The organism is Paenibacillus sp. MMO-177 (genome assembly GCF_037147795.1).
Taxonomy (GTDB): Bacteria; Bacillota; Bacilli; order Paenibacillales; family Paenibacillaceae; genus Pristimantibacillus.
Map to the genome: position 1 here is coordinate 181,921 of NZ_JBBCUR010000006.1, position 26,716 is coordinate 208,636.

Below are 26,716 nucleotides of genomic sequence, written 5' to 3' on the forward strand. Positions count from 1 at the left end.
CCATGAAACGGCTTATCGTACTATTTACATGCGTCTCAATCGTATTTATGGCTACTGCTTGTCAGTCGGAAAGCGATAAGAGAAAAGCTAGAATCGATCAGCTTCAAACAGAAATTGATGAAGCTAATAAGAAAACAGAAATGTATGACCGGATGTTGGATGCTTATGATAAGCAAGGAACAGACGACCCAATCATCTTAGGAAAATAAACTTTATGGCCGAGGACATTCGTGTTCTCGGTTATTTTTTATTTCTAGCAGGTTAAAGATGACACCGATACGAATTGTAAGATCATTAACCAGGTATAACGAAACATGGGGGCCTGGGGTATTTACTTAATGCTTAACATGCAGGGGTCATACTTAAAACTACCCGGTAATGGTAGTCCCCGTTCTAATTGTAATCATCAGAAAACCACGATTGAAACCAGTTTAGCCAGATGTGAGATAATTGCTTCTCACCAAATACCTTGGCATGGTATAATTGTCCTATTCTGATTTTATTATTTTCATGATCTCTGCCTCTCAAATTTAGGCAGAGAACGGGCCCGCTTGCGGGATATGACACAGGCTCAAGAAATCTAAGGCGATCTATATACTATAGGTCTGCCTTTTTTGTTGGGCACACATACGGAAATTAGAGCTTTTCGCTTCGGCGGAAGGCTCTTTTTTATTTCTCAGGGGAGGTAATAAGAAAATGGCAGCTGACAACATGAAAGGTATGTTTGACCGAACGCTCCGGAATAAGATCAGGATGGGGAACTTTGAAAGTACCGAGCAGGATATGCTCTGTCTTCGCAGTCTCTTTCAATTTCCATCAAAACCATTTTCCGTGGCAGATTTTTGTGCTGGAAGCGGGAGAGCCCTTGAGGTTCTAACGCAAGAAACAGCAGCCGTAACTTTTGGTATCGAACCGAACGAGGAGAAGTATTTACAGATGCGCGATCGTCTTTCACATGCGTTGTATGGAGGGTATGAAGAATGCAGGATATCCCGGGATACGTTCCGATTATTCTATCTAAATCCACCATATGACACTGACTCCAATACGGTTGAGGACAAGACTGAGCGTAAAGAAAAGCGATTTTTACGCCATCTATTGCTGTATGTCTCTGTTGATGGGCTTCTCGTTTATAACATCCCGCGAGGACGAATGACATCGGACATTGTAAAAATGTTGGTAGCCAACCTCGATGATATCCGAGTTTATCAGTCGCATGATGATACGTATGATCAGGTCTATGCGATTGGTCGGAAACGGAAGCAGAAGTTTTTAGACCGGAATGAAGTGGAACGGATTTTAGGGTTATTGGAGGAAGGCAGTGATCTGCAGCGGCTTCCGCTGCTCGATGATCCAATCTATAAGGTCTTTCCAGGCAATGTGACTCCAAAATTGTTCCGTTCAAATCGTATTGACGTGGACCAGCTACGAGAAATCGTACACCATTCCGCCCTTCATCAAAAAGGGAAGGAGTGGTCAACGCCAAAGCCGCCAGCTTTACGGCTTCAGCCGCTACTTCCGGATAAGGAGATGCACCGAGTACTTCGTATGGCCAGCGGGCGCCTGAACGGTAAAGTGGGAAAAGGCAATCTTCTTCATGTACTTAAAGGGATTGTGAAGAAGGAAGTCGTGACGAGTGTAGAAGAGACTGAAAGTGAGATTATTCAAAGTGACAGGGATACTTTCCGTATTTCATTTAAGATGGTTGACCGGTACGGTAACATGCGGAAGCTTGAAAACTAATTCGTAGAGGGGTTATTGGAATGAAACATATGGAGTTCCGGCATAAGGACATTAACGTGAGGGTTCATACGTCGCTCATGGTAACTCGACTGAATGGTGATCAGAAGCATGAGATGGTTTATGCGAGCATTATCGATATTGATTCGCGTATACAAGCGGTCTTCGCACAATTTCATCATTCACGGAAAGCATCCGATGTGGCCTTCTGGATTCGGCATGCGCCGAGAATTGGAGAAAAGGAATACGATCGATCAAATTTAGTCGTATATCCAAAGGGGAATTATAAGCATTTGTCCCAAAGGGAAAATGATACGTTTGTTACTGGCTTGGTTGCCAGTGAACGTGTGCTTTCTCGAACGGGGGAAGGATTCATTATCTTTGCATGGGACGGCAACATACACGAGAAGCTCTACCACGCCATCGATGCGTACTATGAGACGCCAATGCTGGAAGAGTGGACGCCGTATCTCTATCGCCAATTGATAAACGATCAATTAATAGTGCCTCTGGTCGTGCATGATTATATAGGGGATCATCCGGATTTGATTGCTTATGAACTGTTGGCAGGAGAGGATGCGCTTGATAGCTACATTTCTTTTGGGCTGCGCAGTGGTGCAATCGTACTTGCTGAAGATGTGAAGGAGGCTATCTAAAGATGATGAAGACATTGGAATTGGAACATGGTGAGTTAATTGCTGCGGGTTTGGAAGCGGGCGATACCGAACCCTCTCTCCAGGAACTGAATAACATCGGGGATTACTTGTCGTTGTTTGGTGCTGACTTGATCCGTCGGTTAAATACAGAATATCAGCCGCATCATCACCCGGTAAATGATGATATGCTCCCGCTTCTAGGCGAGCTAAAACGACCGCTTTTTAACGCGCAAGCGCATGTGGTAACCGCATTGATGAAAGGGTTTGAGGAGCATCGAAGATTACTTTTAATCGGTGAGCCAGGTACGGGGAAAACGGCAATGAGTATTGCGACTTTTTTTGCTTTGTTGAAGATGAAGTTCGACGGTAAGGGACGCGTCCTTTATATGGTGCCGAATCATCTGATTAAGAAGACGAAGCGGGAAATAGGTGTTCTCCTGGATAAGCAGCTTTTTGATGTCCACTTTATCCGTGATTACGTCGATGTGATTCGGTTGCGCGATAGCGGGAAGATGAATAGTAAGCCGACTAAAATGGAAGTTTACATTATCGCGAGGGACACGGCAAAGCTTGGTTATATCTATGAGATCGCTGCGAAGTGGGTTGATCGCACCTATACTAAACGTGTGAAAGGTGAGGGATCTGTACTAGGAGCAAAGCGTACGGCTTTTCGAGGTTTTGTATGCCCGGAATGTGGTGGCCAGCTAATGAAAGAAGAAGATGGCAGCATGGTTCCTATGGAATGGGATGACTTCCACAATAAGCATGGGAAAGCGACTCGTCGAAAGAACAATTTGTTTTGTTCAACTTTAATTCGCCAGTACAAAAATGCAGATCCGGATAAAGATTCGTATCGTCCATGTGGAGCTCCGCTGTGGCAGGCGAAGAACAAGGACAAATCGAGTATTTCTGGTGAACGCCGCAAAGTAGAAGGTACAGCTCCTCGTAAAGTCTCTCCTGCAGATTTGTTCAAACGTTATTTTAAGAATAAATTTGAAGTGGTCTTTGGAGATGAGGTCCATGAACTTGCAGGTGGTAGTGCACAAGCTCATGCTTTTCATGTCTTTATGGGATGTGCAAAATATTCTGTTGCGATGACCGGAACCTTATTGTCAGGCTACAGTAGTTCTATTTTTGAACTACTGTTCCGCATGTTTCCTGATCGATTACGTAAGATGGGCTTCCAATGGGGAGAGGTCGGCAGGTGGATTGATTATTATGGACTTCGAGAAAAAATAACGAAAATAAAGAAGGATAATGCATTAAATAGTTCTAGTAACGGGTCATCCAAACGGACGAACACGAAGGAATTGCCGGCTGCAGCACCGCAATTATTCACGGATATGTTAAGCGATGTTGCTTGTTTTATCCAAATGAGCGATATGTTTGAGAGGCTTCCGGAATTAAAGGAGTATCCGGCTACTATCCCGCTTCAGGGTTATAGAAACCTCATATCGTGTATAACGAAAGTTGAACATAGGCCAGGTCGTAAGACAAAACCACATAAGGGGATGAGGCTACTCGCTCCGAAGTGGTACTTAGAGCGTAATCTAAAGGCTGTTGAGGACCAGCTTCGTGAAGCGGTTGTAAAGGAGCTGCAAGGCGGCGGACAGTCTGTGCTGCTTGGCAGCTTACTTAGCACATCACTTAGTTATCCGGATGTACCGTTTAACTTTAAGGGTGTTTATCATCCGGATACGGGAGAAGAGATTGTTTCTCCTGATTATCGTCTTAGCGATCGTCTCCTATACCCGAAGGAACTCGACTTGATTCAGTTTGTTCGGAAGCGGCTGAAACTCGGACGCAAAGTTGGTGTCTATGCGACTTTCACAGGCGAACTAGGTACGCTCGAGCGATTACAGATGCTCTTTGAGGAGCGGGGTATTAAAACAGCCGTGTTAACTTCTGATGTTGATGGTCCGGAGAGGGAAGAATGGATTGCGAAGCGGGAACAAGAGGGTGTTCAGGTTTTACTAGTAAATCCCATTTTAGTTTCTACGGGTCTAGATTTGTACAACTTCCCGTCTCTATATTTTTATCAAACAGGATACAGGCTTTCCATTGTCCGACAAGCATCTAGACGACATTGGCGTATAGGTCAAATGAATACCTGTGAGACGGTTTATGCCGGCTATAAAGACAGCATGCAGGAACTGGCTATCAATCTGATGGGACAGAAAATGAACGCAGCACTTGCGATTGAAGGACAGTTTAGCCAGGAAGGTCTTTCGGCATTAACAGAAGGATCTGGGGGCAGTCTGACAAATGAGCTAGCTAAACGTTTTGTAGGCAACAATATAGAAGGCGTAGAGAGTGCAGAATCGATATGGGGCAAAATGTCATTTGATCCTACACAGCTCGCTATTGTAGCGCCTACTGCTCCTACAACTAATAATACTTCTACTGAGGAAGAAATGGAAGCGGGTCTTACGATATCAAACGTAGCAATTGCAGCTTCACCGGTGCCTGCTTCAGGTGTAAGAATGATTTATGCGGCATCGGTGCAAGAAGCGATTTTGGACTGGGCGTCTGAAGAGGTTCCTGCAGATCTCTTTGCTCGTATCGAACAACAAATTACATTCGTAGAAGAGAATGTTTTGAGTGGCTTTAAGGGACTTTCAATAGCCCAAGAATCACATTTAAGCGATTGTGCTTTGGTTTGGGATCCGACAGCTGCTCCTTCGGAAGAAGCCGACTTTAGACGATGGGTGTATAGCTTAACAAACAAGCCTATTGCTAAGGAAGTTAAGGCAGGTAAGGAATTGTCGGGATTTGAACTAGCTGTGGTTGAAGGTAAAAAGGCTAAAACGAGAACCAAAAAGGCTTATAATGTCACAGATGGTCAATATGCTTTTGTATTCTAATGAGAATGGTGCCAGGTCAACTGGCACCATTTTTTGGTTCTTCCGCAAGTCGTAATGATAATTGGGGAAATTTTGTATAGGGATTGTGTAATATGTATATAAGATGGTCTACAAGTATCTCAATGAAGCTATGAAGTAGGGGCGTATCATTAATACTAAGAGAAGAGAAAAGGAGTGGGAATATGACAGAAATCTCCCATAATGAAACAAGCATTTATTTGAGGTTTAAATCGACAGATAAGCTAGCAATTACGAATTATAGTGAGGAATTGTTTAATAAAATTACTGCGGTGGGCTGGAGCAAAAATGGCGACTATGTTAGGTCAAGTAAGTTAAAGATGTCACTACATCAACTGGTAATGGAGCATTACTACGGTGCCGAAGAGCTTGCAGCTGCCAGGAGTAAGGGCTTTATTATAGAACATCATAATAATGACGGGTTCGACTGCCAAATTAGTAATCTTAGTTTTGCTCCTGAAACCCAAAATAAAGCGAAAGCATTTACCTACGATAAAATGCGAGAAGATATGATGAATTCCGTTGCTGTTAACTTTTATAAAGATTTCGATTCAGGAAGGTATCAAATTACGATAGGTTTCAATAAAGAGCACTCTCTTATCGACTCTTCAAAGGGAATGGCAATACCTATTGTGGCTATGTACCTCGTTTATAATAATGATTTTTACCGAACTATGACCGATGCTACAACCATACTACATGAACTTAATCTTTATGGGAAATTTGATCTTACAAGTCTCAGATACGAACGATATCAATATAAAGAAGCTATACCTTTTCCAACGGATGTTGCTGACGATCAGGTGTTTTATTTCGATGAAAATGGGGAGGTGTTAATCAGATTAGGAACACCTCATCTGGTAATTAATCAGATTGCTGAGGATAAGGATCTTTATAAGGATGAAGGATAGCTAATAAAAAACAGTAACAGTTTGTTCTACCAAGGCTGCTACTGTTTTTTTATAAATTCCGGACATAAAAAGAATTTCATAAAAAATTTTGAAAAAGGCAATTTCCGTATTATGATAATTATCAAATAGCTGAGAGGAAGATTCTACATGGCGGAACAAATAAAGCAAACAAAATCGAAAATTCATCCGACTTGCCGCATTTGCGATAAGTTGAATGCTGAGATGACACACTGTGCGATCTTTGGAGCGCTTGTGCCAGGGCAACTTGATAACACAGCACTTGCAGCCACGTGTGATAAATCTGGTGATTATATTCGCTACATTCATGCTGTACCGAATAATTTCAACTATGGAAAGACCTCAACCGGTAAACCAATCGATGAGGAAGGCGACAGCCAGTTGCTCGTATATAGCGCCGATGATGAAACTCTAGATTTTAAAGAGAGACATGGAATAAGTTTAGAGCAATGGGCGCAGGAGACCTTTTCGAAAAATCAAGAGTAAGCAGTGAGTAGAAAGCAAGATAGTAAACATCAGGAGTGAATTCAAGATGAGTAACTTAGCGGAAAAGAAGAGAGCAGGAGACAATTTGCCTATATATCAACAGATTAAGGATGATCTAAAAACAAGAATAATCTGTGAAGTGTATAAACATGGGCAACAATTACCGTCTATTCGCGAATTATCTGTCCTTTATGAGTGTAGTGCTATTACAAGCAGGAAAGTGTATGAAGAGCTAGAGAAAGAAGGGTTTATTCGTACGACTCCTGGACGAGGAACATTTGTGAATGTCGATTCGGAGACTATCCAACATTTTCGCCGTCTCAATACAGAGAAGGCAATGAGGGATGCTGTTAATACCGGTTTGAACTGTGGTTATACAACAGAAGAAATGATTCATCTTTTTAGCGCATTGCTTTATCAGGCACAGAAGACACAAGAATAAGTGATTGAATTCATGTATATGTATATATTAATATATATGTATGGATTAAGGTTCGAAGGATTCATTCCCAAGGAGCCAATTGATCTACTACTGACTGTGTATGATGGTTACTTGAATAATGATTCTGATGAAATGAAAGTGCGATATTATATAGATCCATTCCATTATGTACAGTACAAAGCTCATAAGGAGGGGGGAAGTAATATTGGAGAAAATAAATAGTGTAGTCCGAACGCCGGTTGGAACGAAAGAACAAAAATTGAATGAGCAAAGCGATGAATTTGCCGAAAAGTATGTCGCTGCTTATATAAGGTTCAAAGAAAAATATACGGATAATCGATTTGCTCGGTGGACAATACTGACGACTCTCACTGTAAAAGCTCTCTTGGTTTGGTATGCTAAGAGAATAGTAGTGTCTTTTTCAAAATAAAAATTCGGGAGTGAGTACACATGAAAGAAGAAAAGAGCATTTTCTTTCATCCAGGCATTTATAAATTTCAGTGGCCGTATATCATGAATAACTTCGTTACGGACGATCAAGGGGAAGTGAGGGTATACAACTGCAACGTGGAGATACGAGTAGGTCAAGAGGATGATATGAATGATGGAAAATTGGTAACGGTTGTTATCTCGGGAACCGCTGCAACTCCAGGAGTACAACCCGTAATAACAGACATAGCTACTAAGGTCCGTCTTTCTTTCTTTGACTCCATTTTTATCGAAAAGCATTGGGAAAAATCAATCGTTCCAGAGCATCGTATTCGTTGGATCGAGCAAAACTTGTTTTCACTAAACTCCAATACGGTCGAAGATGAAATTTTTGAGGTAACTATGAACTGGGATGAGAAACGACATATCTATACTTCGCCATCATGGACAACTTCAAAAGTGAAGTATATGGTTACATCGAGAGATAATTAAATCTCTGCCCATAAAATTGATAAGTTCCCCCAATGGTAAAAGAGCAGCCTAACCGGCTGCTCTTTTACTTCTTCAGTGATAATTTTAATTAATTCCTTTCCTACTCATTATTAATGAAGACACCAAGCAATGTATTGTTTGGTATAATTATAGGAGTAAGTGGTGTATTACGTAATCTAACGGAACGGGTCCGAGCCCGATTTCAATGTCCGATAATATCAATTAGCGGACAGTAAGAAATCTTCCACCGAAGTCTCTTTTTAGACCTTAAATAGAGGAGAAATATCTAGTATGAATACATTATTCTCAGCCAGCTCTAGAACGTATATCGTGGCATTGCTGGTAGTTATTTTCATTTGGGCATTAAAAGAGCTAATAAGAGCAGGACGTCTTTCAAAAAATCCAACTATTATCATGTATGTAAATAAAATGAGTAACTCTGAACTAGAGAAGAATGAAATAAACCAGGAGGTGCTTTCCGAACTTCAACTACAATTAATGAAGAAAGATATACGAGCAAATAGGTTAACCATTAGACAGTCCATAACAATGGCCATTTCGAGTAAGAAACAAAGTGTGCGTGAGCAAGTAGTTATTGACCAAGTTCAAAAATCTATAAACGTAGATGAAATAGATAAATTAAGTGGAGTACAGTTTGAATCTTTACTGAGAGATTATTTTGTAAGTATTGGTTTCAAAGTAAGTATGACCAAAGCATCGGGTGATCAAGGCGCTGATTTAATTTTAGTAAAGGAGCAACGCAGAATAGCCGTTCAAGCGAAACGACATGCTACTCAAGCAAAGCTTGGAAACGCATCTGTTCAAGAAGTGATTTCGGGAAGAATTTATTACGAATGTACAGAGGCCTGCGTTATAACAACAACTTATTTTACAGCTCAAGCAGTAGAATTAGCTAGAAGAGCAAATGTTGTTCTAATTGATCGCCGTGAGCTGATTAAAATGTTAAATGGAAGATATTCCTTATGAACTCTATATGCTCGGATACTTAAAATGCCATAGCTACGGAACTTTGGAGCAGATTGCAAAAGAACTTACTCAGACATTCTTTTATAATGGAGGGGAGTGGACAGGTCATGATACTTAGCGTTGAAGAACGGGATCAGATATTAGCTCAGTTGAATGAAGAACAACGGCAATACCTAGCGGATTTTCTTGTTAGAGGTCATCGAACAATATTTGCTAATGTGATGGCCAAAGAGAAGGGCTTTCACATTCCAGAGGATTCGGATCCGGCAGAAATCGAAGGTTATTGCAAGACTGGATTTACGTTGGATATATTGATGGCGGCTATGTTCGGCAGGATCTACGATGTGAATGCGGCCGGCCGCTGAGATATCAGCACCAAGTGAAAAATAAATTCTCTGACGAAACAAAGTTTTTTGGTATTGAGCATTTAAAAGAGCATCTGGGCATTGGAGCAGCTACAGTAGCTGCCGTTAAAAAGGGGTTCGATGCCATTGATTATGAATTGGATGAGCTACTAACAAAGTGGAGAAATAAATGGGTCATGGACCCGGAGTTGCTTCAAGTTGAGAGTATTCCAACACCAGTGGACGAACAAATTAAGCTCGGCCTCCCGTTGCTTGAAAAACAAATACGTAACTTGAAACAGAATCGGATACGATTGCTCCCTAGTAAGCAAACCTTTGAGGAAAGAACGCCATCACCTGCACCTGTAGAAAGAGATTTATTCAGCTGGAACGATCCTCCCCAGGCTTCACAGAACGATCCTTTTTATCTACCGGAGAATTTTAAGTTAGCAATACAAAGTTATATTAAGGGCGGTACTCAAAGCGCCCGTATTATTTCTGATTTACTGATTCTTGAGCACGCAGCTTCGAATAAGCGCTTGATTACCGGTAAGCCAGAAATTTATGCTGCTGTCTGTATGTATATTGAACGTCATTATAATGTAGCAATTACTACATTGGGTTCGGAAGATCGTATTTACACGATTAATTCATAAGAAGGAGAAGTACTCCACATGGGGAAGAAGCGTCAAAAGGGGACATCACATAAGAACGGTGCTGCAGAGAAGCTCGCGAGGATTTCTTTCTCGGATGTTCGGTCTGCTATGCGTGGTCGGCCGGATCCGTCTCTACGTACAGCCGGGAAGAATGTTCGAGTCGTCTCGGGGGGACGCTGCTCGCCAAGATGAAATGTCTGATTTCCCCAATTGCACATGTTTCAATTTTACGGAAGGGGATAAGTTATGCAAGAGAAATATTCACTAAACGAACAAGCTCTTCGATTTATTCAAGAATTCGAAAAGAATGTAGAATCAGGTAAGTCTTATGATACACAAGAACTTGTCGCAATTTTTGATATCTCCACTTTTAATAAGGAACAATTTGATTCGTATAAGAAACCAAAAAATAGTTCAATTTGGTGGGCATTAACGCGTAGTGGAAAATGGTTAATGGTCAAGAAAGGAACATACATAAAGAAATAACGGAGACAAGAAGGCAGCCATTAGAAAAGGCTGCTTTTTCGTTAAACTAACGTGCAGCCGCAGCTATATTTTGATTCGACTATTGGCCACCAGTGAATTAAGTCTCCTTATATTTCATGTGGTAATGTAGGACCTTTCGGAGCTACATAACCAACTAAACTGTTTAACTCCTCACAAAACCGAAGATAATCACTTCCTTGACCATCATTTTCTCTGGAAACAATCGCCTTAGTCATATTCTTTCCTTCAACATCAATATACCCAATATGAATGACAAAGGATTCTCTAGGGGAGTGCATACCCGATCCAATATACTGATTTCTTGTATGTTTCGTCATTTCAGCATACCGAAGTCTTTCTTTGGATATGATTTGAAGATTATTAATTATTATCTTATTTGGATATAAGTAGACCGTAGAATTTTCAACTTTATCCACCTGTCCAATAACGAGCGCCAAATATCCCATGCTTTTTTTTCTATAGTAAGTAAATGCAAAAGGTGCCGTAATAATGAAAGGTAGCAAAATAAATAACCAGGGTTTAAAAATAGCCACAATAAAATAAAAAATAAACAGTATGATTAACCATCGTAGCAATACCACATCTGCACCTCAATCTATTTTGTTAGGACTTTCTTCGACAATTATCTAGGTATTTCCTTTAACTTAGGTTTTATTGCACAATACATTGCAGTAGAATATTTTCGCTGCTCAACAACGGAAACTAGACGGAGAACGTTAGTTCAAAAAAACAGCAGCAGTCTAGGACTTTATTTTCACGTCCATGACTGCTGCTGTTCCGTTTCTTTTCAAGACACCATAGGATGTCACCCTTGAATGATCACTCATGTATAGCAGTAACAATACCATCATCAAAATATACGTATCTGTTATCATCATAAACCCATTGTTCACTAACACCATACTTAGTTGTAGTTTTATTAATGTCTTTCGGTTTTCCCCAACTTGACAGGAGTACATCGTCTGTTGACATGCCAATTACAATTCCTCTTGCTCTTCGATCTTTAAGTTCTTGCTGTTGAGCATCGTGTTGTTGTTGCTGTGCATTGTATTGTTCACCAGCCAATGTTGATCCCACAGCTGCTTGCAGAATCGGGTATGCATCCATAATCTCTAGTATTTCATCTGGAGTCAAAACATTATCAATTGGACGAAGAAAGTTGACATACTTAAGAGCCTCATCATAGTTAGAGTCAAAAGCTTTTAATTTTACATATGAAATGAGATATAGAGACTCCTCATCATTACTGTCAGTTGAATTAATGGAATTCAATGAAACGGAGCTTCCAAGGGAAGATAGGACTTCCTCGTACCTCTTAGCTTTGTAAAGTTCGACTGCATGATTATAATCCACGGTTTTTGTAGCGGCTTTCGCTTCTTCGTTAACTATTGTAGACTCTGAATTTGCCATACATCCAGAAAGTAATATAGCAAGAAGAAGTAGAGGCAGGAGGAATCTATTCAAAATATACACCATCCGTGTGCATCAATTTATTTTTGTCCTGCTTTCCAATTGTGACCACATTTTAAACAAGTAATCACTATTTTCTTACTTCCCACTAATCCACCAAGCAATCCAACTGGGCCAAGAGCAAGACCACCTACAGCAGCTTTACCTAAACCAAACCCTTTAGTGTTGGCTGTTATTTGCGTTGAGCGACAATTTGGACATTGGATCGCTGCGTCATTGTCTTCGTTAACTCCAGTAGTTAATTCATGATTAAAAAACTCTTTGTTGGCTGGTTTCTTTATGAAGTTTGAAGTTTCTCCACAGGAGCACATGACGGGGGAGAGGGATTTATATCCAATGTTATCACTAATGCAGTTGGATACAAGAACGCGATTTTCTTTAGAACATTTTTCACAAGTTACGTAATAGTATTTTCCTGTGGCATGTATAAGCTTCAAATTAGTCACCTCGTAATCGGCATTGGTAATATTATACAACATAATGTATAAAAGATCGATGAATATTAGCTTCAGGAAGTGACTGGGATCCAATGTAATAGCATAATGAAGAGCCTCATAGCGTGCTTTCCTAATATTTAGAGCCTGGTTAACTCAAGGTTCTTTTTCATTTGAACGTATTTTCTTATCTTTTATTTTTTGACGTGAAAATGCCTTATTAAGCGCAGGCGCCAGAAGATCACCTTATTAAGTGTTTTATGAGCACTATTTGAGCTAGTTAGGGTGAATAAAGACAGACAAGCCTTCTTTAAGCAACGAGGAACGTTCAAAAAACAGCAGTAGTCAGAAGACCAGGATTATCTTTTTACTTTTAATCAATATACGTGTAAACACGCATCTCTAGCGCCTGCCCATGCGACATTCGCTTCACCGGCGATCTCTGCCACGTTATCCCGCTTCGCAATCTTTACTTTCGTTCGATCGCCGCGGACTTACTTACGGCATCCGCTGACTGCAACACCCACAGCAGCAAAGCTCTGATCCCGCTTCATCCATCTACGTATCTAGCCCGTTTGTACATGGGCCATTATTACGCACTTAAGTTTACCCGTTTACTGGACCTGCTGCATCACGACTCTTTTTGTAACTTTCAACTTTAGTTTCTTCTTTTAGAAATCCCGTTTCGACCATATTTTGATTTTGCGCGTGTGCGCGGCGGCCGCCCCGGCGGACGGGAACTGCAACTTGATCCGGATTAAGTTGCAGGGAGGTGGTCTGCTACTTGGTAAAGAAACCCCAAAGGATAAACACGGATATAGGAGGAGAGTTGAAATCTGCAACTAGATATAAATCTAGGTACAGAATGAGTAGAAAAGATGGTCGGAAGGGGATAGAAGAAAAGAAAGGGAAGCGGGGATGACAGCCTTCGATATGCGTGTTTACAAGTATATTGTTTGCGAGTGGTTGTGGTATAATTAGGAGGGGTGGTTTGAAATTTAGCGCCCTCCCCTGCCAGCAGTCTATATGTCTATAGGAAGGTGGATGATTTTATGGGACGTAGTGAAAAGCCTATCGAAAAAGAAGAAGCTCTCGGGTATGTTGTTAAGGTCCAACAAGTCATTGATTTTGTTGTGCTCTCTGAGCTGCAGGAAGGCCGTTTATATCAAAGAGAACTTGATGCCCGTATTATAGCAGCACTCGGCGGAAAAGTTGGCGTAAATGACGCTTACTTAAGCCAGCGTCTTAAAACATTAGCTGAAAAAGGACATGTTACGCGTGAGTGGAGTACGGATAATCGGTATAACCGGTATTATGCGATCACCGATCATGGTCTGGAGTATTTTAAAGAGCTCATGCGAGAATTGCCTGGGCGGGTTAAGCGAGCTCAAGAAGTATACAATCAATTTGAAACTTACATAAGTAAGTACGATCTGATGGATTTACGATAGGAGGTAATGGGAATGGATGAACTGGAATACAAGAGTATTATCGAGCAATTGAGAGCCCCGTTCCCTCCAGGAACGGTTCAAAAACGGGGAGATAATAATCGGGCCTACATTCCGATCCAAGTTTATAATGATCGGGTAGAAACTGCTACATCAGGACGATGGAGCTTAGACATAAAAGATATTCAAATTGATGTGCCAAACGCGTTTGTATGTGTGATTGTCCGGGTAACGATCGGAGAGCATTACCGTGACGGCAAAGGGTTTGCTGTCCTTGATCTTGGGACCGAAGCCAAGAGCAAAACGATTACTAATAAAGTCGATCAAGCTTACTCAGAAGCGCTGCGTGAAGCTCTGGATACTTGGGAGATGGGGTGGAAGGATCTTGCTCCTCATTATCAAACAGAAAGGGATTGGGCCAGTAATCCGGCTCTGCATCATTTATTGCAATCTGTTCCGCCAGTAAACGATGTTTCTGGCCAGTCACCAAAAACAGTTGTAAGACATGAATGTAATATCTGCCATCAGCAAATTTCACATGAAGATTGGGAATTCTTAAGATCGATACCTGCGATTAATCTTAAAACTATGAAATATTGCTTTAAAGATTTGCCGGGTCATTTGAAGAAAAAAGCACCGGCAGACGTATTGCTTCGGTATGAACAATCAATGAGACAGCAATAGATAAGTATCTCTAGTATTATGGTGAGGGGGCTCACTGTTCATGCAACTAATTAATGATTGGCAGCATCCGTTTTTAATTTGAGCTCAATGTTGATTTTTATGATATGGGGGAAACAATGTGACTAAATATCAGAATACAAGTCAACAAATTGGGGAGCTGGGAGAGGCCATTTTTAACTTGCACGCAAGGGAAAAGCTTAATCTCATACCAAACAAAGTGGGGTCTGACTATGGTATAGACTTCAATTGCCAGATTGTCGGTGAAACTATTGGAAGCAAAAGGTCAATAGTTGCAGAGTTCCTTATGGCTAACGTAAAGAGCTCATCTTATCCGAACCCGGCCGCAACACTGGAACAATCTGATCTGGAATTCAGTTTAAAAACATCACAACCACTTGTATTCATCCTGGTTAATGTGAATACAAAAGAGGTTTATCATCGCTTCCTTGATGAAGATTTAATATCAATGTTCTTTGATAGGCTAATGAAAGGGAAGAAGTCTTTTAGTCTAAATAGCAAAATAATGAGTAAAGATCCCGATAATTTTACAGAGCAGCTTACTCTTGTTAATACACGTAAGTATCAAAACAAACTGGGTTTAATGAAGGCACGCCTTGGCCTTGAAAAAATAATTGGGAAGACTCGGCTTGATATACACCAAACGGAAGATGGCAGCATTGCAATCGTTGAAGTTGACCAATTAGAAAACCTCTTTGAGAAAACTCATGCGCTATTTCCACATGTCAGAGTATCTTTCCTTGCACATGATCTCGATAAGTTGGAACTACCTCGTGACGCATTTAAAGATTTCTCTGCTAATCTTGACGACATAGCCGATCACACTTCACTTGTTGCTCCCATCCATAATGATGTAGTTCAGTTGTCATTATGCCGCAATGGAAGAGAAGTAATGTCCTGTAATTGGGAGTTTAGATGGTTTGGAGACGAGATGGCCTATTATCATCCGAGTGGGTTAAGCCTAGTCTTTTCGCAGAGAAGAAGGGGGGATGATGATCACTATCACCACCACATGGAAATTATTTTCTCTGAAAAGAATGCAAATAGTCTGTTTGAGCATCCCGATATTGTGCTCTTTCTAGGCAGAATGAGACCTGGCGACACCATAAAGAGTTCGCTAAGTAATGCGGAATTTTCGTTTGTTGACTATTGGCCAGACCTTCTTCAAATCACTAAAATTATTAAAGTCATCCCCAACATCTACAACAAGCTCGATATAGAACCTATTGTTCAGTTGAGACACTTGCAGGAGCGGGATATTGCTTGCACGTATCTGATTATCAACCAATTCGTACAAAAGACAAAATCAATAATCGGATTTGTTGTCGGAAATGAGGACATTGACATTTCCGTTTATAGGGTTATGAAGACAGTGATGGTATGTCCATTTATTGTTACTTTGCCTGAGGGTCAATCTCTACTGAAAATTAAATATGACGGCGAAGTATTGTATAGTGAAACCCCCGATCAGATAGTTGGAGTCAAGTCAGCTAAAAATCCAATTGTCATATCGTGTACACCAATAGAGATTCCTGGTTTTAATGGACCCGCTCTACTAGTAATACCTGATAAAGTCGCAATTATTTACTCAGGCTATCAAGAACCGGAATCAATAAAGAATCCTTTGAATGAAGGTATATCATTTATAAATTAACTATATAAGATTCAAACACTGGGTTATCGTGAATGCTTACGATTACCCTAATTTGTATTAAAACTTGCTGCAAAACAATCTTCTGAAGAAGCGGGTCAGTGCCAGTTCTCATTATTCCTCAGACCCGCTTCAGCTGCGAAATAAGGAAAGACAAACGGTAGAGTAGCAGAGAAATGGGTGAATAATATGACTTGGAGTTTTGATGTATATATATTAATATGTATATATACATATATAAATATTATCAGGAGGCGACATCTTGGAAGACTTTATTCATAGGGCTCTCGGCGATGGTGGTCATCTTTCCAAGCTTGTTAAAGGATATAGCCCTCGATCGCCACAGATACTGATTTCAACCAAGGTAGGTAATGCTCTTGAGCAAGGAAGGCATTTACTTGCAGAAGCCGGCACAGGAACCGGTAAATCCCTTGGCTATTTGATACCTGCAGCGAAGTGGGCCGTGAGTAATAATAAAACCGTGATCATCTGTACACATACGATTCCGCTCATGACACAGATCGTTAACGAGGAGCTGCCGCGTGTTGCTCAAATTATGAAGATGGAGAATCAAAAGCTGAAATATCAGCTCGTTAAAGGTAAGGCACATTACATTTGCCAAACTAAGCTGGAAGCCTTATGGCAGGATACCCTTCGAAACAACAACGAGGAATCAAAAATGATACAGCGCATTTCAAGAAAGGTTAGTCAAGAAGGTATAGCTGATCGTACAGAGCTTGGTTTTGATGTTGATGATCGACTATGGAGTAAAATATCCGCCTCCAATTGTCCTGCCCTTAAAAAGCCAGATAACTGCATGCTTGAAGATTTGAAAGAGAAGATGCAGAAGGCTCACATCATCGTCACAAACCATGCTTTCTTCTTCAGCGATCTAATTATGCGTAAGAAAACGGGAAATGGATCACTTCCTGCCTATGACGCCGTTATTTTTGATGAAGCCCATGAGATAGAAGATACCGTAGGGGGTATCTTTGAGAAACAGGTGTCTATTGAGCATTTTGAGAAACTCTTTGAATTTCTATTCAAGAAGGAATCTTTTGCAGATCTTGATCAAGGTACGCAAATCGAACTCACACAGCTGCGACAGGATTTTCAAATGAAGCTCGACGAATTATACGGAAAAATCGCTCTAGGCATGAACAACGAAGCCTTTAAATTGCTCGATAACAAAATCGATGTCTCTGAATGTTGCCAGGCTATGACCGCCTTCATCGAAAGAACAAAGAGTCTTAATATCCGCGGCATATCCGATGTCCTTGACCGGCTCTTTGAAGGAAACGATAACCTGGATTTTATCGGAGAGAATGAAAAGAAGTCTTGGGGGTATTGGGTAACAGTCAAGGATAGAGGATCCATTACCTTGCATGCAGCGCCGCTCTTTCCAAAAGTTGTTCTTGCTTACGGACTGTTTGACCAAGTTCCCGTGATCCTCGCTAGTGCCACCATGTCAACGAACGGCACATTCTCCTTTTTTGCTGGCAGGGTAGGGGTTAAGGATTATGACAGTGTGATGGTTGGCAGCCCTTTTGATTACGAGAACAAAACGATGATTATCTGTCCGAGTGACGCACCTAATCCAGATAGCCCTGAATTTATCTCATATACCGCAGAAAAACTTGAAGAGATCCTTATGTTCTCCGGCGGACGTATGTTAGTACTTTTTACAAGCTTCGATACAATGAACACGGTAGCTAAGGGTTTTCAAAGACATTGTGAAGAACGTGGGTATCATCTACTTACCCAATACCCAGGTTGTGATCGTGAGAAGATCGTTCATCAGTTAAAGACTAATCCACGGACCATTGTCTTTGGATGTACTAGCTTCTGGACAGGTGTGGACGTTGCCGGCGATGCCTTAACAACGCTCGTTATCCCTAAGCTACCGTTTCCGATGCCGAATGAGCCTCTTATGCAGGCACAAATTTCTTTAATTGAGAAGGCCAATAGAAGTAGTTTCTTTGATTTCATGTTCCCTAAAATGATGATTAAGCTAAAGCAGGGGTTTGGCCGGCTTAATCGTTCCATTTATTGTCAAGGCGCTGTCATTATTTTGGACAATAGAATTCGTACAAAACGGTATGGAAAAATGATCATCAAGAGTCTTCCAAAGTGTAAGTATTCCGATACCGTTGACGATATGATCTACATTTTACCAACCTAAAAGGAGACGAATCGTTATGATGGGAAAATCCCACTTAGTTATTAGCACAGGTCTTACACTTTCTGTTCTTGGCTTGACTGGCCAGTCGATTACGCTGCCACTTATCGCTGTCACAGCTATAAGCGCTCTCTTACCAGATATCGACGAGCCCAATTCTTTGCTTGTTTCTAGTGCGCTTCCTAAGAGTTTTCTTCAATATCTTCAAGGATTACTGGTGTTGCTGAGTCTCGCAGTATTCTTCTTCGGACAAGCTTTTACACCTTGGAATATGGTTATAGCGGCTCTAACGGGACTACTTGCATTCTTGCCATTCCGTTCCATGCGTAAGGTTGTAATGATCGTCATAGGTGTCAGTTTAATAGCATTCGCACCATTATTTGTACCGTGGTGCTACATTATTGGAAGTTTGTTAATTGTCTGCGCACTTCTGCCACATCGTGGTCTTACACATACGGTTTACGGGTTACTGGTATGGTCAGGGATCCTATACTTTACTTTAAAATCCTATGATCAAAACATTTGGCTAGCCGGCGGTCTATCCTACTTGCTCCACTTACTCGCAGATTCACTTACTAATCATGGTATTAGACCAATCCCGCCTTTTAAATGGCGCTTACGCATTGATTTGATGAGTACTGGCACATGGAAAGGCTCCGTTGTAGAGGGTATCTTCATCGCTCTCACGATCGTAGCTGTATGGTCCGTATTCATCCAACATCTTGAGCTGTAGCGGATTCTCAACGAAAGGGGATTTCTATGTATTTAGATCAAATTAATAACCAGCTCATTAAAAATTTCTATTTAACGATTAAACAGAAGTTTTCCTTAACCAATCGAGAACTGGATGTACTGGTGGCGTTATCTATAAAAGGTGGAAGCAATCGTGAGTTAGCAGATACTCTTGGGATTGCAGAGAAAACAATCAAAAATCACATCTCGAACTTGCAAGCAAAATTAAATGCTCACTCCAGTAGAGAAATTCAAGCTGTTGTATTCCGAGAGACTTTACTGCCGGTATTCGTTTTTGGTCATGAGAATAAGCAGAAAGGACGACGCAAAAATGGGATTGCTTTTTCAGTCTAATAAAAGGGTAGCGGAAGCAAAAGGTATCACTGATCCGCAGCTGCGTAATCAAGAACTGCAGGCCATTGCGAGACAATATAGTATTAATCCGCCAGCTACTACTAATCTAAAACCACAATCCAAACCCTTACCATCTTAATAAAAGGCGCCCGCTCCATCTGGGCGCTTTTTCCTTTATAACGGGCATTTTCTATGCTATACTACTAATATTACGTTATTCTTTATTTTTTATCTTCGTCGTTACTTATTCGATGAAGAGCAAGTTATGTCGGCTTATTGCTGTCAAATTCAAATTAGGATGTAAATCTACCGGAAAACATTAGTATGCCTATTTAGGCGTGCTTTTTTTGTTTTCCGGTTTTTTTGTGTCCAAAAAAGAGGAGGAAGTTAGAAAGATGCACCTTAATTTGGAGACCTTTAAATCAAACTTAGAACCTATCTCGACGGAAGGATCGCCTTATTCAGATGGTCTTTTCCGTGCTATTGATGCTGCGCACAATTATACCAAAAGCAGTTCAGTGGATTGGGGCTCATTTACTTTACAGGAAGCTAAACAAGCACTCGACCATGCTCTAGGCTATGTAGATTCAGAAGCTGTCGATGACATCGACCTAAGTGGTATGGAGAGTTGGAGTGAGGAGAGAAAGCGGATGGCGACATTTCCAAATGAGAAAAACGCGATCCATCAATTTCTCCATTCTTGTGAGGCGATTCTAAAATTGAAAAAGATTTCCCCTCTTCCTTTAGATGAGGGCGATTTTTTTTAAGGGAGCGTGAGGTAATTGGAAAAATCGTATTTGTGTGCTGAACAGGTTTATCAGATGCAAGCGGTTTATGATGGAATGGTGATGGTCAAGATTGCACATGATGCTGGCTGCGATGTGAAGACAAATCCGATTACGTATTATGTGTATGAGTTTGGCTACCAAGGATCCGTTTTTGAGAACTGTTTAAAGCTCATGTTTGAAGAGCTCACTATGCATGAAGGGGAAAATGAAGAAGGTATGCCTGTCACAACTTACCGTTTAGTTTTTCCGGAACTGCTCGAGTTTTTCAGATTAATCTCTCCGTCAGAAAAAGACCACATTGTAAATCGACTGAATGCACTAATGGGTCATTCAGACGACTATTTTTGTGAATTTGAGATGGAAGGATTCATAGCTGAAAACTGTATTCACTTTACGCTAACGGAGTCCTATGGCATTTATTCAGAAAAACTTCAGTGTCTTGCTGCTGTTAGAAATGAAGTTTTAATGGAAATTCAAAAAAGAAAGATGAGACTTATTCAAAATTTGAAGAATCTCGTCCTACTTAAAACCGTCTATGACCGCTTCGGTGTAAAGATCGAAGTACCGCTTGATGAACAGGAACATGTAATTTGTCATTTGATTAATGAGCAGCTAAAGCTTGATCTAGAAGCAGATGCTGCACTAACTTATGACACGATGTCCCAGCTGTTAAGCACGTTTATAGACCATAGGGCTAATCAGATTGATAAAGGGGAAGAGGCAGCATGACAAATAAGGTTGATCAAAAAATGGAAACTGGTATAAAAATGGTGATTACTCTTGCAGAACATAGTTTGCCGGTCATTGAAGAGTATTCGAACGGAGTACGAATGGCATCGGGTCAATACTCAAGTGAGAGTGTCGTTCAAGCTATTCTTCTCTCAATGGGAACAATAAATAACAGGACACCTATCCTACCTCGAAATGCTCTTTTTTATGCAGAGGGACCTGGAATGCGTTTCTGCGTTATTGAAATGCCTGCGCAAACACGGAAGGCCTTCTATCACGAAGCTGAAATAAAGGCTGTTCCTTTTCCGCGGCTTCTCTTTGGATTCAAGTTATATGCAGAGCAAGAACAATTCAAGATAACAGACGTAATGGTAGCAGCGTTAGAGAGTGATACGATCGTTTCAGATGAGGCTAAAGTATATTTCTACCCCTATACCAATGTGAATAACACGGTAGATTATCGAGTTTGCTGGGGCGGAACTACCTTACCAAGGCTGAATCATATCTCTCAACTGTCAACGATTCCTGAGCTTTTTTTTAACACGCCTAACTCAGATAGCTACTATTCTTCGGCCAACTTAAGTGGTTTGACGTATCGGGAATTAACGAATTCCTTAACAGGATTAGCTTTTCCGGATTCGATCTTAAAACCGAGTGGTTTAACACTTAAATCTTGGATTGATCAAATAACTGGTAATTAGTATTTCTTACAAAATTAACTGGAGGTAATCGATATGTCTAATGATAATTATGATTTGTTTACTTATTTTGGTGACTCTTCTTCATTTTCCACTGGTACGACTAGCGATAAAGCAGAACCCGCTCCTGTAAGCCCTTCTGTAGTAACAGAATCAACTTCAGAAGATCCGAATGGAAAAGAGACAAATGTTGTTTCTTTTTCTTCAAGACGGGGAACTCATATCGATCAAACGAGTACAGTTAAGGATAACGATAGTTGTGAGACAGAGGAGCCGGAAGAAGACGACGAAGATAGAGATGCAATGAGCGATGAACCGGTCGAGGATGAATCTGCTGCAAATAAAGCAGAACTTGCCGGCAAGTCATCGATTGCTACCAGTAATTCCACCGCTAAAGGAAAGAAAGAAGAGGAAAAGCCGGTCTTTAATCAAACGACGTACATTTGTTATTCGGGCATGTCTTTGCCGATAACCAAGTATTTCATGGATGATCTGGCCAACCTCACTCTTGAAGATGTGCGTAAACGCTTAGAGAAAGATTTTCCGGAATTGTCTAAGCAACGCACCAAAATGGAATGGGATAAGAGTAAGAATATTATCTGCCCTATGGTAACAGGGGGCAAAAAAGGGCTCCTTCTTCAGCCAAGGGCTGAAAGGTTTCTTTTTCCGCTCCAAGGATCTTGCAGAAAATAAACAACCTATTAATATCCTGGCCGCACGAAATGGTTATTTTGAGGTTCGTGAAAATGCGATCGGTGTTTTTGTTTCCAAGCTCGATCAGGTCGATGAGCTGGAAGCATGCCGGGAAGCATTTAAAATGAACCTGCCTAAAATACCAAAAGCAATGTTATGTCAGTTGATCACATTTTTTGCTGATTATGCTGACCAGGATGTTGAAGTAATGGGTGCGTTTTATTGGTGGCGGCAGACGATGTCTGCATAGTATCGTGACAACAAAGTCACCGCGGCGGACTAGCAATGGAAAGCTTAGGGTAGTACGGTGCCCGCGACCTAGTCCCTCTCCACATTAAGAAAATACTTTCTTAATGGCGGGTAAGCTTGGAGGGTGAAAAAGGGGATGTTGAGCCGAAAGGATTGTAGGCAAAATGACATTTCTTTATGGTGTATGAATCCATGGTTAACGGGTTATTCGTGAAGTCGAGATGTGCGGGGGAGAACGTCACCCTTGAGCGTAGAATCCTTGATAAGCTCTATCTGTCAGACGTTTACTTATCCCAATAGAGTGAATGTCCCTGCGGACTTGTCCCTTGGAAACCAAATCCCGTATTGATGGGGTTTTTGACAGACGCATACACAGATTGTGTAGGCATCGGAAGACAACCTAAAGATTCACTTTCATACTATGTAGATAACCTGCAACGGTATCTGTTGGGAGAATGGTGATTATTCGATGAAAAACAGATACCTAAAGATGCATCGGAGTAGTCGGAGCTAGGGAAATCCTACGCACATCGGTATTGAGGAATATCGGACATTCATTTGAATGATGGCGAAAGATGCGAGGTCAATCGGAGGTAATTCATAAAATAGAATCGGAGGCGAAGCCCCATGTTTGAGGCTATTGAAAGAATTACCTATCTATCCAAACTCGCAGGGAAGAACAAGGATTTACGCTTTAAAGACCTCTACAAAATCATTGAACGCAGAGAATTTCTAGAGTTTGCCTATCAAGAGATCCGAAGCAACAAGGGTTCCATGACTTCAGGGGTTGACTCAATGAACAGGAACGACCTCGAGGAAACCGAGGAAAACAAATGGGATGAAATCTTTAATCTTCTCACTATGAAGCTTAAGGACAAATCCTATAGTCCGCTTCCAGTTCGCAGAGTCAGTATTCCTAAAAAGGGCAAAGGAAAGAGACATCTCGGCATTCCTGCGTTGAGAGACAGAATTGTACAATCTGCCATAAAATTGATTCTCGAAGCAATCTTTGAACCTACATTCAGTAAAACCTCTCACGGTTTTAGACCTAAGCATAGCTGCCAAACAGCGATTAACGATATCGTTACTCGAAAATATGATTGGGTCATTGAAGGAGACATAAAAGGATGCTTCGACCATATCAAGCACGGTAAACTTCTAGATATTCTTAGAAAAAGAATTGCGGATGAGGACTTGATCCAGCTAATAAATAAGTTCCTTAAAAGTGGCTATCAAATTGGTTATGGAACTGATGGGAAAACTCCGTATTTCCAAACTCCAGAAGGTACTCCGCAAGGTGGAATCATAAGTCCAATCCTGGCCAACGTTTATCTTAGTGAATTTGATAAATTTATGGAAAAGAAAATCCATACAATGGATCAATCCATTAAAAGGCCGGGAGCTGAATACAGATTCCTTACTAATAAGGTAACTAGGCTAAAGAAAGCTCTCAAAGAAGGTAAGTCCCAATTCAGAATATCCCTAGAAAGAGGCAACCAGAAGACAATTCTGTTAGAAAATCGTGAAGCAATGGTTAATGCTCTACGTCAATTTAAGAAGGAGAGAGCTAAAACTCCTTCAATTGACACTGAGAATTATTTCAGCAACACGAGCTTAGGATACGTACGGTACGCGGACGATTTCGTAATACTCATGGGCAATTATCATAAAGAGGACGCCAAAGTCCTGAAATCACAGATTTCCGAATGGTTCTTTATCAATCTTGGATTAACCCTGAGTGCAGAGAAAACTGCAATTACTCATTCGACCAAAGGTTTTAATTTCTTGGGATATCATATCCTACAAATCCCTTCAGATAAAGGAATCGGATATCTACCATTTGCTAAGGTATACGTTAAAAGGGAAGCTATCGATAACATCTCCGTCAAGTTGGAGACTTACGCGAAGCTTCATACAAACTATCCAGCTGTTGATGTGATTGTTGGATTAAATCGTATCATTACCGGATGGAGTAACTATTATCGGGTATCTAACAACTGGCACAGCGTAGCCTCCTCCTTAGACAATAAATTGTTTTGGCTTATGATGCACTGGCTGGCCAGGAAATACAAGAGCTCAATACCAGCTATGTACAGAAACCATGTCAAGAACAACAAAATTGTCATTATCTCGGGTGATAAAAGATATGTGCTTAAGAAATTTAGTGATTTCAAGTTCATGGTCCTAAGTGATTTTGCGAGCAAAGTGAGAAAAGGTCAGAGTAACGTAGATTTGCTATTCCCGATTTCAAAGGAATATCAGAGAACCGTTGGTAAAGCGTTAAGTGGACATTCATTGGAGTTTCGTGATGAACTTTCCAGCAAGTCGGGAGAGATATGCGCAAAATGTGGCGAAACCTCTAAACAACTTGTAGTCCACCATACTCGAATGGTGAAGCGATCTACGAGAAGAAATGGAATTGCTGTCATGCAAGCTAGTAGAGACCTCCCGAAAATCCTTATCTGCGAACACTGTCATCGAAATGTTCATCCGAACACTAAAATGATAAGAGGATAGTTAGGTTGATCGTGAGCCGTATGCTTGGAAACTTGCTCGTACGGTTCTAACGGGGGCTGGAGGGAAACATGCCGAAGGGCAGTGCGCCTTCCTTCTACCCAGTGATTCTATACGCAACCGATACATTTTAGATGTTCCTCAACAATACGTCACCAAAGTCTCTGTAGATGCCCGTTACAGCGAGTTTCCGCAACATTATATAAAAGTCTGCGAGCTCCATTCACACAATACCATGCGGGCATATTTTAGTTCTATTGATGACAAAGATGAGGTTGCCACAATGCTATATGGTGTAGCCGGGAGAATGCAGTATATCGATAGTAGAATCTCTTTCGATATGTTAACTCGGGCAGGTGTTGCCGGTCGATTTATTCCAATTGAGCCAGGAATCATCTTTGCCGAGCTGTCGGATGGTCCGATAACTCCTGTTCCTTACCCTAGTGATTGGCAGCATAATGTTAAAATCGGAAAAGGTAATTAGGAGGTTTCATCCCTTGATCAATTTACTTAAATATCACAAACAAATTCTCTATTACATCGTAATGGTTGGCTGCGGCGGAAACGGCGGGTATGCAGTTCAACGGATTACCAAGATGATGCATGCCTTTACACATGTGCCAAGCTATCTAATGTTAGCCGATCCGGATCAAATTGAAGAAAAGAACCTGCTTAGGCAGCCGTTCGTAAAGCAGGACCTTGCTAAGAAAAAGAGTGAAGTGCTTGCTAACCGCTATGGTGCAACGTATGGTTTAAGAATCGGCTCCTATTCAGATTCGTATATTGAATCTGTTGAGCAACTAGAAAATTTGTTTAACCAAACGGATTATATGCATAAACAAGGCCAACACATTCAAAAGGTGTTGATTGGTGCCGTGGATAATGGATTTTCACGGAAGATCATGGATGATTACTTTCAAAAGTCTGACGATATCATATATATCGACGCCGGCATTGAAGGTGTCTATGTACCTTCCGGTGACCGCTCTCCGGAAGAATGGACAGCGGATGAGCAACAGGAACATATTGAGAGTGGATATTCAGGACAAGTGGTCATTGGCTTAAAGAAAAATGGGAAGGTGCTCCTTCCTCCACTTAATGAGGTTTATCCAATAGATGTGAAAGATGCAATCCCGCCTTCTCATAACTGTGGACTTGAACCATATCAACCACAGCGCATGATAGCAAATGAAAATGCAGCCTTGCAGATTTCCACAATAGTAAATGAACTTTTTTCTTCAAATAGCATTCTTGTGAATGTAGTAAACTTTAATGCTAGGACAATGCTTTCACGTCCTACGTATGTCGATGAGATGAAATAATGTTCAAAAAGCAGAGAGGCACAGCTTCTCTGCTTTATTCTATTATTCAGTAAGAGAAGAAGGGTCAAAAGTCTCAATTTTTCATTGACGGCATTAATGATTTGTAATAATATGGTGTTATTACGAAGCAAATGCATTTTTCTTTTCTTTGTCGCTACTATTTCGACAAAGATCAAGTACACCAGATTACGCTATTTATTTAC

At 41.0% G+C, this 26,716-nt stretch carries 29 protein-coding genes; 26 read left to right on the forward strand and 3 right to left on the reverse strand.

Annotated elements, in window-relative coordinates:
* Positions 1-2 precede the first annotated feature (2 nt).
* From WFK81_RS21560 to WFK81_RS21620, 13 genes are all read left to right on the forward strand, one after another.
* On the forward strand, positions 3-209 hold the full coding sequence (locus tag WFK81_RS21560) for a hypothetical protein (protein ID WP_336775095.1): 207 nt from the start codon (positions 3-5) through the stop codon (positions 207-209).
* Positions 210-696: 487 nt separating this feature from the next.
* Positions 697-1,743: a DUF6094 domain-containing protein gene (locus WFK81_RS21565; protein WP_336788434.1), complete on the forward strand. Its 1,047-nt coding sequence runs from the start codon at positions 697-699 to the stop codon at positions 1,741-1,743.
* 20 nt (positions 1,744-1,763) lie between these two features.
* On the forward strand, positions 1,764-2,396 hold the full coding sequence (locus WFK81_RS21570; protein WP_336788435.1) for a hypothetical protein: 633 nt from the start codon (positions 1,764-1,766) through the stop codon (positions 2,394-2,396).
* A 2-nt stretch (positions 2,397-2,398) separates the two neighbouring features.
* Positions 2,399-5,260 (forward strand): DEAD/DEAH box helicase family protein, encoded by a 2,862-nt coding sequence (locus WFK81_RS21575; RefSeq protein WP_336788436.1) that lies wholly within the window; start codon positions 2,399-2,401, stop codon positions 5,258-5,260.
* A 182-nt stretch (positions 5,261-5,442) separates the two neighbouring features.
* Positions 5,443-6,189 carry a hypothetical protein gene (locus WFK81_RS21580; protein WP_336788437.1) on the forward strand — a complete coding sequence of 249 codons (747 nt, stop codon included), beginning with the start codon at positions 5,443-5,445 and terminating at the stop codon, positions 6,187-6,189.
* Between the two features lie 147 nt (positions 6,190-6,336).
* Complete coding sequence (locus WFK81_RS21585) at positions 6,337-6,693, forward strand: hypothetical protein (RefSeq protein WP_336775089.1); 357 nt, start codon at positions 6,337-6,339, stop codon at positions 6,691-6,693.
* 46 nt (positions 6,694-6,739) lie between these two features.
* Positions 6,740-7,135, forward strand: a complete 396-nt coding sequence (locus WFK81_RS21590) for a GntR family transcriptional regulator (protein WP_336788438.1) — start codon at positions 6,740-6,742, stop codon at positions 7,133-7,135.
* 205 nt (positions 7,136-7,340) lie between these two features.
* On the forward strand, positions 7,341-7,565 hold the full coding sequence (locus WFK81_RS21595; RefSeq protein ID WP_336788439.1) for a hypothetical protein: 225 nt from the start codon (positions 7,341-7,343) through the stop codon (positions 7,563-7,565).
* A 20-nt stretch (positions 7,566-7,585) separates the two neighbouring features.
* The gene (locus tag WFK81_RS21600) at positions 7,586-8,056 is read left to right on the forward strand and encodes a hypothetical protein (RefSeq protein WP_336788440.1); all 471 of its coding nucleotides are present in this window, start codon (positions 7,586-7,588) and stop codon (positions 8,054-8,056) included.
* A gap of 291 nt (positions 8,057-8,347) precedes the next feature.
* Complete coding sequence (locus WFK81_RS21605; RefSeq protein ID WP_336788441.1) at positions 8,348-9,043, forward strand: restriction endonuclease; 696 nt, start codon at positions 8,348-8,350, stop codon at positions 9,041-9,043.
* Positions 9,044-9,150: 107 nt separating this feature from the next.
* On the forward strand, positions 9,151-9,408 hold the full coding sequence (locus WFK81_RS21610; protein ID WP_336788442.1) for a hypothetical protein: 258 nt from the start codon (positions 9,151-9,153) through the stop codon (positions 9,406-9,408).
* A 14-nt stretch (positions 9,409-9,422) separates the two neighbouring features.
* On the forward strand, positions 9,423-10,043 hold the full coding sequence (locus tag WFK81_RS21615; protein WP_336788443.1) for a DUF3895 domain-containing protein: 621 nt from the start codon (positions 9,423-9,425) through the stop codon (positions 10,041-10,043).
* Between the two features lie 246 nt (positions 10,044-10,289).
* Positions 10,290-10,529, forward strand: a complete 240-nt coding sequence (locus WFK81_RS21620) for a hypothetical protein (RefSeq protein WP_336788444.1) — start codon at positions 10,290-10,292, stop codon at positions 10,527-10,529.
* Positions 10,530-10,636: 107 nt separating this feature from the next.
* Here the strand turns inward: WFK81_RS21620 and WFK81_RS21625 are convergent, their stop codons facing one another.
* The 3 genes from WFK81_RS21625 to WFK81_RS21635 form a co-directional block, all read right to left on the reverse strand.
* Complete coding sequence (locus WFK81_RS21625; protein ID WP_336788445.1) at positions 10,637-11,083, reverse strand: hypothetical protein; 447 nt, start codon at positions 11,081-11,083, stop codon at positions 10,637-10,639.
* Positions 11,084-11,369: 286 nt separating this feature from the next.
* A complete protein-coding gene (locus WFK81_RS21630; RefSeq protein ID WP_336788446.1) occupies positions 11,370-11,960 on the reverse strand; it encodes a hypothetical protein in 591 nt (196 codons plus the stop codon).
* A gap of 80 nt (positions 11,961-12,040) precedes the next feature.
* Positions 12,041-12,499 (reverse strand): hypothetical protein, encoded by a 459-nt coding sequence (locus WFK81_RS21635; protein WP_336788447.1) that lies wholly within the window; start codon positions 12,497-12,499, stop codon positions 12,041-12,043.
* Between the two features lie 1,007 nt (positions 12,500-13,506).
* Between WFK81_RS21635 and WFK81_RS21640 the strand changes: the two genes are divergently transcribed.
* The 13 genes from WFK81_RS21640 to WFK81_RS21700 all read left to right on the forward strand — a co-directional run bounded on the left by WFK81_RS21640 (position 13,507) and on the right by WFK81_RS21700 (position 26,513).
* Entirely contained in the window at positions 13,507-13,905 is a 399-nt protein-coding gene (locus WFK81_RS21640) for a PadR family transcriptional regulator (RefSeq protein ID WP_336788448.1), read from the forward strand.
* Between the two features lie 12 nt (positions 13,906-13,917).
* Positions 13,918-14,586 (forward strand): hypothetical protein, encoded by a 669-nt coding sequence (locus WFK81_RS21645; protein WP_336788449.1) that lies wholly within the window; start codon positions 13,918-13,920, stop codon positions 14,584-14,586.
* Between the two features lie 118 nt (positions 14,587-14,704).
* Positions 14,705-16,258, forward strand: coding sequence for a DUF4365 domain-containing protein (locus tag WFK81_RS21650; RefSeq protein ID WP_336788450.1), 1,554 nt, complete (start codon positions 14,705-14,707; stop codon positions 16,256-16,258).
* 259 nt (positions 16,259-16,517) lie between these two features.
* On the forward strand, positions 16,518-18,437 hold the full coding sequence (locus WFK81_RS21655; protein ID WP_336788451.1) for an ATP-dependent DNA helicase: 1,920 nt from the start codon (positions 16,518-16,520) through the stop codon (positions 18,435-18,437).
* A gap of 16 nt (positions 18,438-18,453) precedes the next feature.
* Entirely contained in the window at positions 18,454-19,167 is a 714-nt protein-coding gene (locus tag WFK81_RS21660) for a metal-dependent hydrolase (RefSeq protein ID WP_336788452.1), read from the forward strand.
* 26 nt (positions 19,168-19,193) lie between these two features.
* On the forward strand, positions 19,194-19,520 hold the full coding sequence (locus WFK81_RS21665; RefSeq protein WP_336788453.1) for a response regulator transcription factor: 327 nt from the start codon (positions 19,194-19,196) through the stop codon (positions 19,518-19,520).
* Positions 19,521-19,915: 395 nt separating this feature from the next.
* Positions 19,916-20,287, forward strand: a complete 372-nt coding sequence (locus tag WFK81_RS21670) for a hypothetical protein (protein WP_336788454.1) — start codon at positions 19,916-19,918, stop codon at positions 20,285-20,287.
* A gap of 15 nt (positions 20,288-20,302) precedes the next feature.
* The gene (locus WFK81_RS21675; RefSeq protein WP_336788455.1) at positions 20,303-21,037 is read left to right on the forward strand and encodes a hypothetical protein; all 735 of its coding nucleotides are present in this window, start codon (positions 20,303-20,305) and stop codon (positions 21,035-21,037) included.
* Positions 21,034-21,738, forward strand: coding sequence for a hypothetical protein (locus tag WFK81_RS21680; RefSeq protein WP_336788456.1), 705 nt, complete (start codon positions 21,034-21,036; stop codon positions 21,736-21,738). The genes WFK81_RS21675 and WFK81_RS21680 overlap by 4 nt, the downstream gene beginning before the upstream one ends.
* 33 nt (positions 21,739-21,771) lie before the next feature.
* Positions 21,772-22,428: a hypothetical protein gene (locus tag WFK81_RS21685; RefSeq protein ID WP_336788457.1), complete on the forward strand. Its 657-nt coding sequence runs from the start codon at positions 21,772-21,774 to the stop codon at positions 22,426-22,428.
* Between the two features lie 124 nt (positions 22,429-22,552).
* On the forward strand, positions 22,553-22,678 hold the full coding sequence (locus WFK81_RS21690; protein WP_336788458.1) for a hypothetical protein: 126 nt from the start codon (positions 22,553-22,555) through the stop codon (positions 22,676-22,678).
* A gap of 626 nt (positions 22,679-23,304) precedes the next feature.
* The gene (gene ltrA / locus WFK81_RS21695) at positions 23,305-25,194 is read left to right on the forward strand and encodes a group II intron reverse transcriptase/maturase (RefSeq protein WP_336788459.1); all 1,890 of its coding nucleotides are present in this window, start codon (positions 23,305-23,307) and stop codon (positions 25,192-25,194) included.
* Between the two features lie 494 nt (positions 25,195-25,688).
* Positions 25,689-26,513 carry a ThiF family adenylyltransferase gene (locus WFK81_RS21700; RefSeq protein WP_336788460.1) on the forward strand — a complete coding sequence of 275 codons (825 nt, stop codon included), beginning with the start codon at positions 25,689-25,691 and terminating at the stop codon, positions 26,511-26,513.
* The last annotated feature ends 203 nt before the right edge of the window (positions 26,514-26,716 follow it).

What these genes read in the sequence shown, in the direction of transcription:
- WFK81_RS21620 (WP_336788444.1), top strand. Translation starts at nt 10,290, where the DNA reads ATGCAAGAGAAATATTCACTAAACGAACAAGCTCTTCGATTTATTCAA.
- WFK81_RS21640 (WP_336788448.1), top strand. Translation starts at nt 13,507, where the DNA reads ATGGGACGTAGTGAAAAGCCTATCGAAAAAGAAGAAGCTCTCGGGTAT.
- WFK81_RS21565 (WP_336788434.1), top strand. Translation starts at nt 697, where the DNA reads ATGGCAGCTGACAACATGAAAGGTATGTTTGACCGAACGCTCCGGAAT.
- WFK81_RS21585 (WP_336775089.1), top strand. Translation starts at nt 6,337, where the DNA reads ATGGCGGAACAAATAAAGCAAACAAAATCGAAAATTCATCCGACTTGC.
- WFK81_RS21690 (WP_336788458.1), top strand. Translation starts at nt 22,553, where the DNA reads ATGAACCTGCCTAAAATACCAAAAGCAATGTTATGTCAGTTGATCACA.
- ltrA (WP_336788459.1), top strand. Translation starts at nt 23,305, where the DNA reads ATGTTTGAGGCTATTGAAAGAATTACCTATCTATCCAAACTCGCAGGG.
- WFK81_RS21560 (WP_336775095.1), top strand. Translation starts at nt 3, where the DNA reads ATGAAACGGCTTATCGTACTATTTACATGCGTCTCAATCGTATTTATG.
- WFK81_RS21685 (WP_336788457.1), top strand. Translation starts at nt 21,772, where the DNA reads ATGTCTAATGATAATTATGATTTGTTTACTTATTTTGGTGACTCTTCT.
- WFK81_RS21670 (WP_336788454.1), top strand. Translation starts at nt 19,916, where the DNA reads ATGCACCTTAATTTGGAGACCTTTAAATCAAACTTAGAACCTATCTCG.
- WFK81_RS21600 (WP_336788440.1), top strand. Translation starts at nt 7,586, where the DNA reads ATGAAAGAAGAAAAGAGCATTTTCTTTCATCCAGGCATTTATAAATTT.
- WFK81_RS21635 (WP_336788447.1), bottom strand. Translation starts at nt 12,499, where the DNA reads ATGTTGTATAATATTACCAATGCCGATTACGAGGTGACTAATTTGAAG.
- WFK81_RS21570 (WP_336788435.1), top strand. Translation starts at nt 1,764, where the DNA reads ATGAAACATATGGAGTTCCGGCATAAGGACATTAACGTGAGGGTTCAT.
- WFK81_RS21610 (WP_336788442.1), top strand. Translation starts at nt 9,151, where the DNA reads ATGATACTTAGCGTTGAAGAACGGGATCAGATATTAGCTCAGTTGAAT.
- WFK81_RS21645 (WP_336788449.1), top strand. Translation starts at nt 13,918, where the DNA reads ATGGATGAACTGGAATACAAGAGTATTATCGAGCAATTGAGAGCCCCG.
- WFK81_RS21575 (WP_336788436.1), top strand. Translation starts at nt 2,399, where the DNA reads ATGATGAAGACATTGGAATTGGAACATGGTGAGTTAATTGCTGCGGGT.
- WFK81_RS21665 (WP_336788453.1), top strand. Translation starts at nt 19,194, where the DNA reads ATGTATTTAGATCAAATTAATAACCAGCTCATTAAAAATTTCTATTTA.
- WFK81_RS21590 (WP_336788438.1), top strand. Translation starts at nt 6,740, where the DNA reads ATGAGTAACTTAGCGGAAAAGAAGAGAGCAGGAGACAATTTGCCTATA.
- WFK81_RS21680 (WP_336788456.1), top strand. Translation starts at nt 21,034, where the DNA reads ATGACAAATAAGGTTGATCAAAAAATGGAAACTGGTATAAAAATGGTG.
- WFK81_RS21580 (WP_336788437.1), top strand. Translation starts at nt 5,443, where the DNA reads ATGACAGAAATCTCCCATAATGAAACAAGCATTTATTTGAGGTTTAAA.
- WFK81_RS21630 (WP_336788446.1), bottom strand. Translation starts at nt 11,960, where the DNA reads ATGGCAAATTCAGAGTCTACAATAGTTAACGAAGAAGCGAAAGCCGCT.
- WFK81_RS21660 (WP_336788452.1), top strand. Translation starts at nt 18,454, where the DNA reads ATGATGGGAAAATCCCACTTAGTTATTAGCACAGGTCTTACACTTTCT.
- WFK81_RS21605 (WP_336788441.1), top strand. Translation starts at nt 8,348, where the DNA reads ATGAATACATTATTCTCAGCCAGCTCTAGAACGTATATCGTGGCATTG.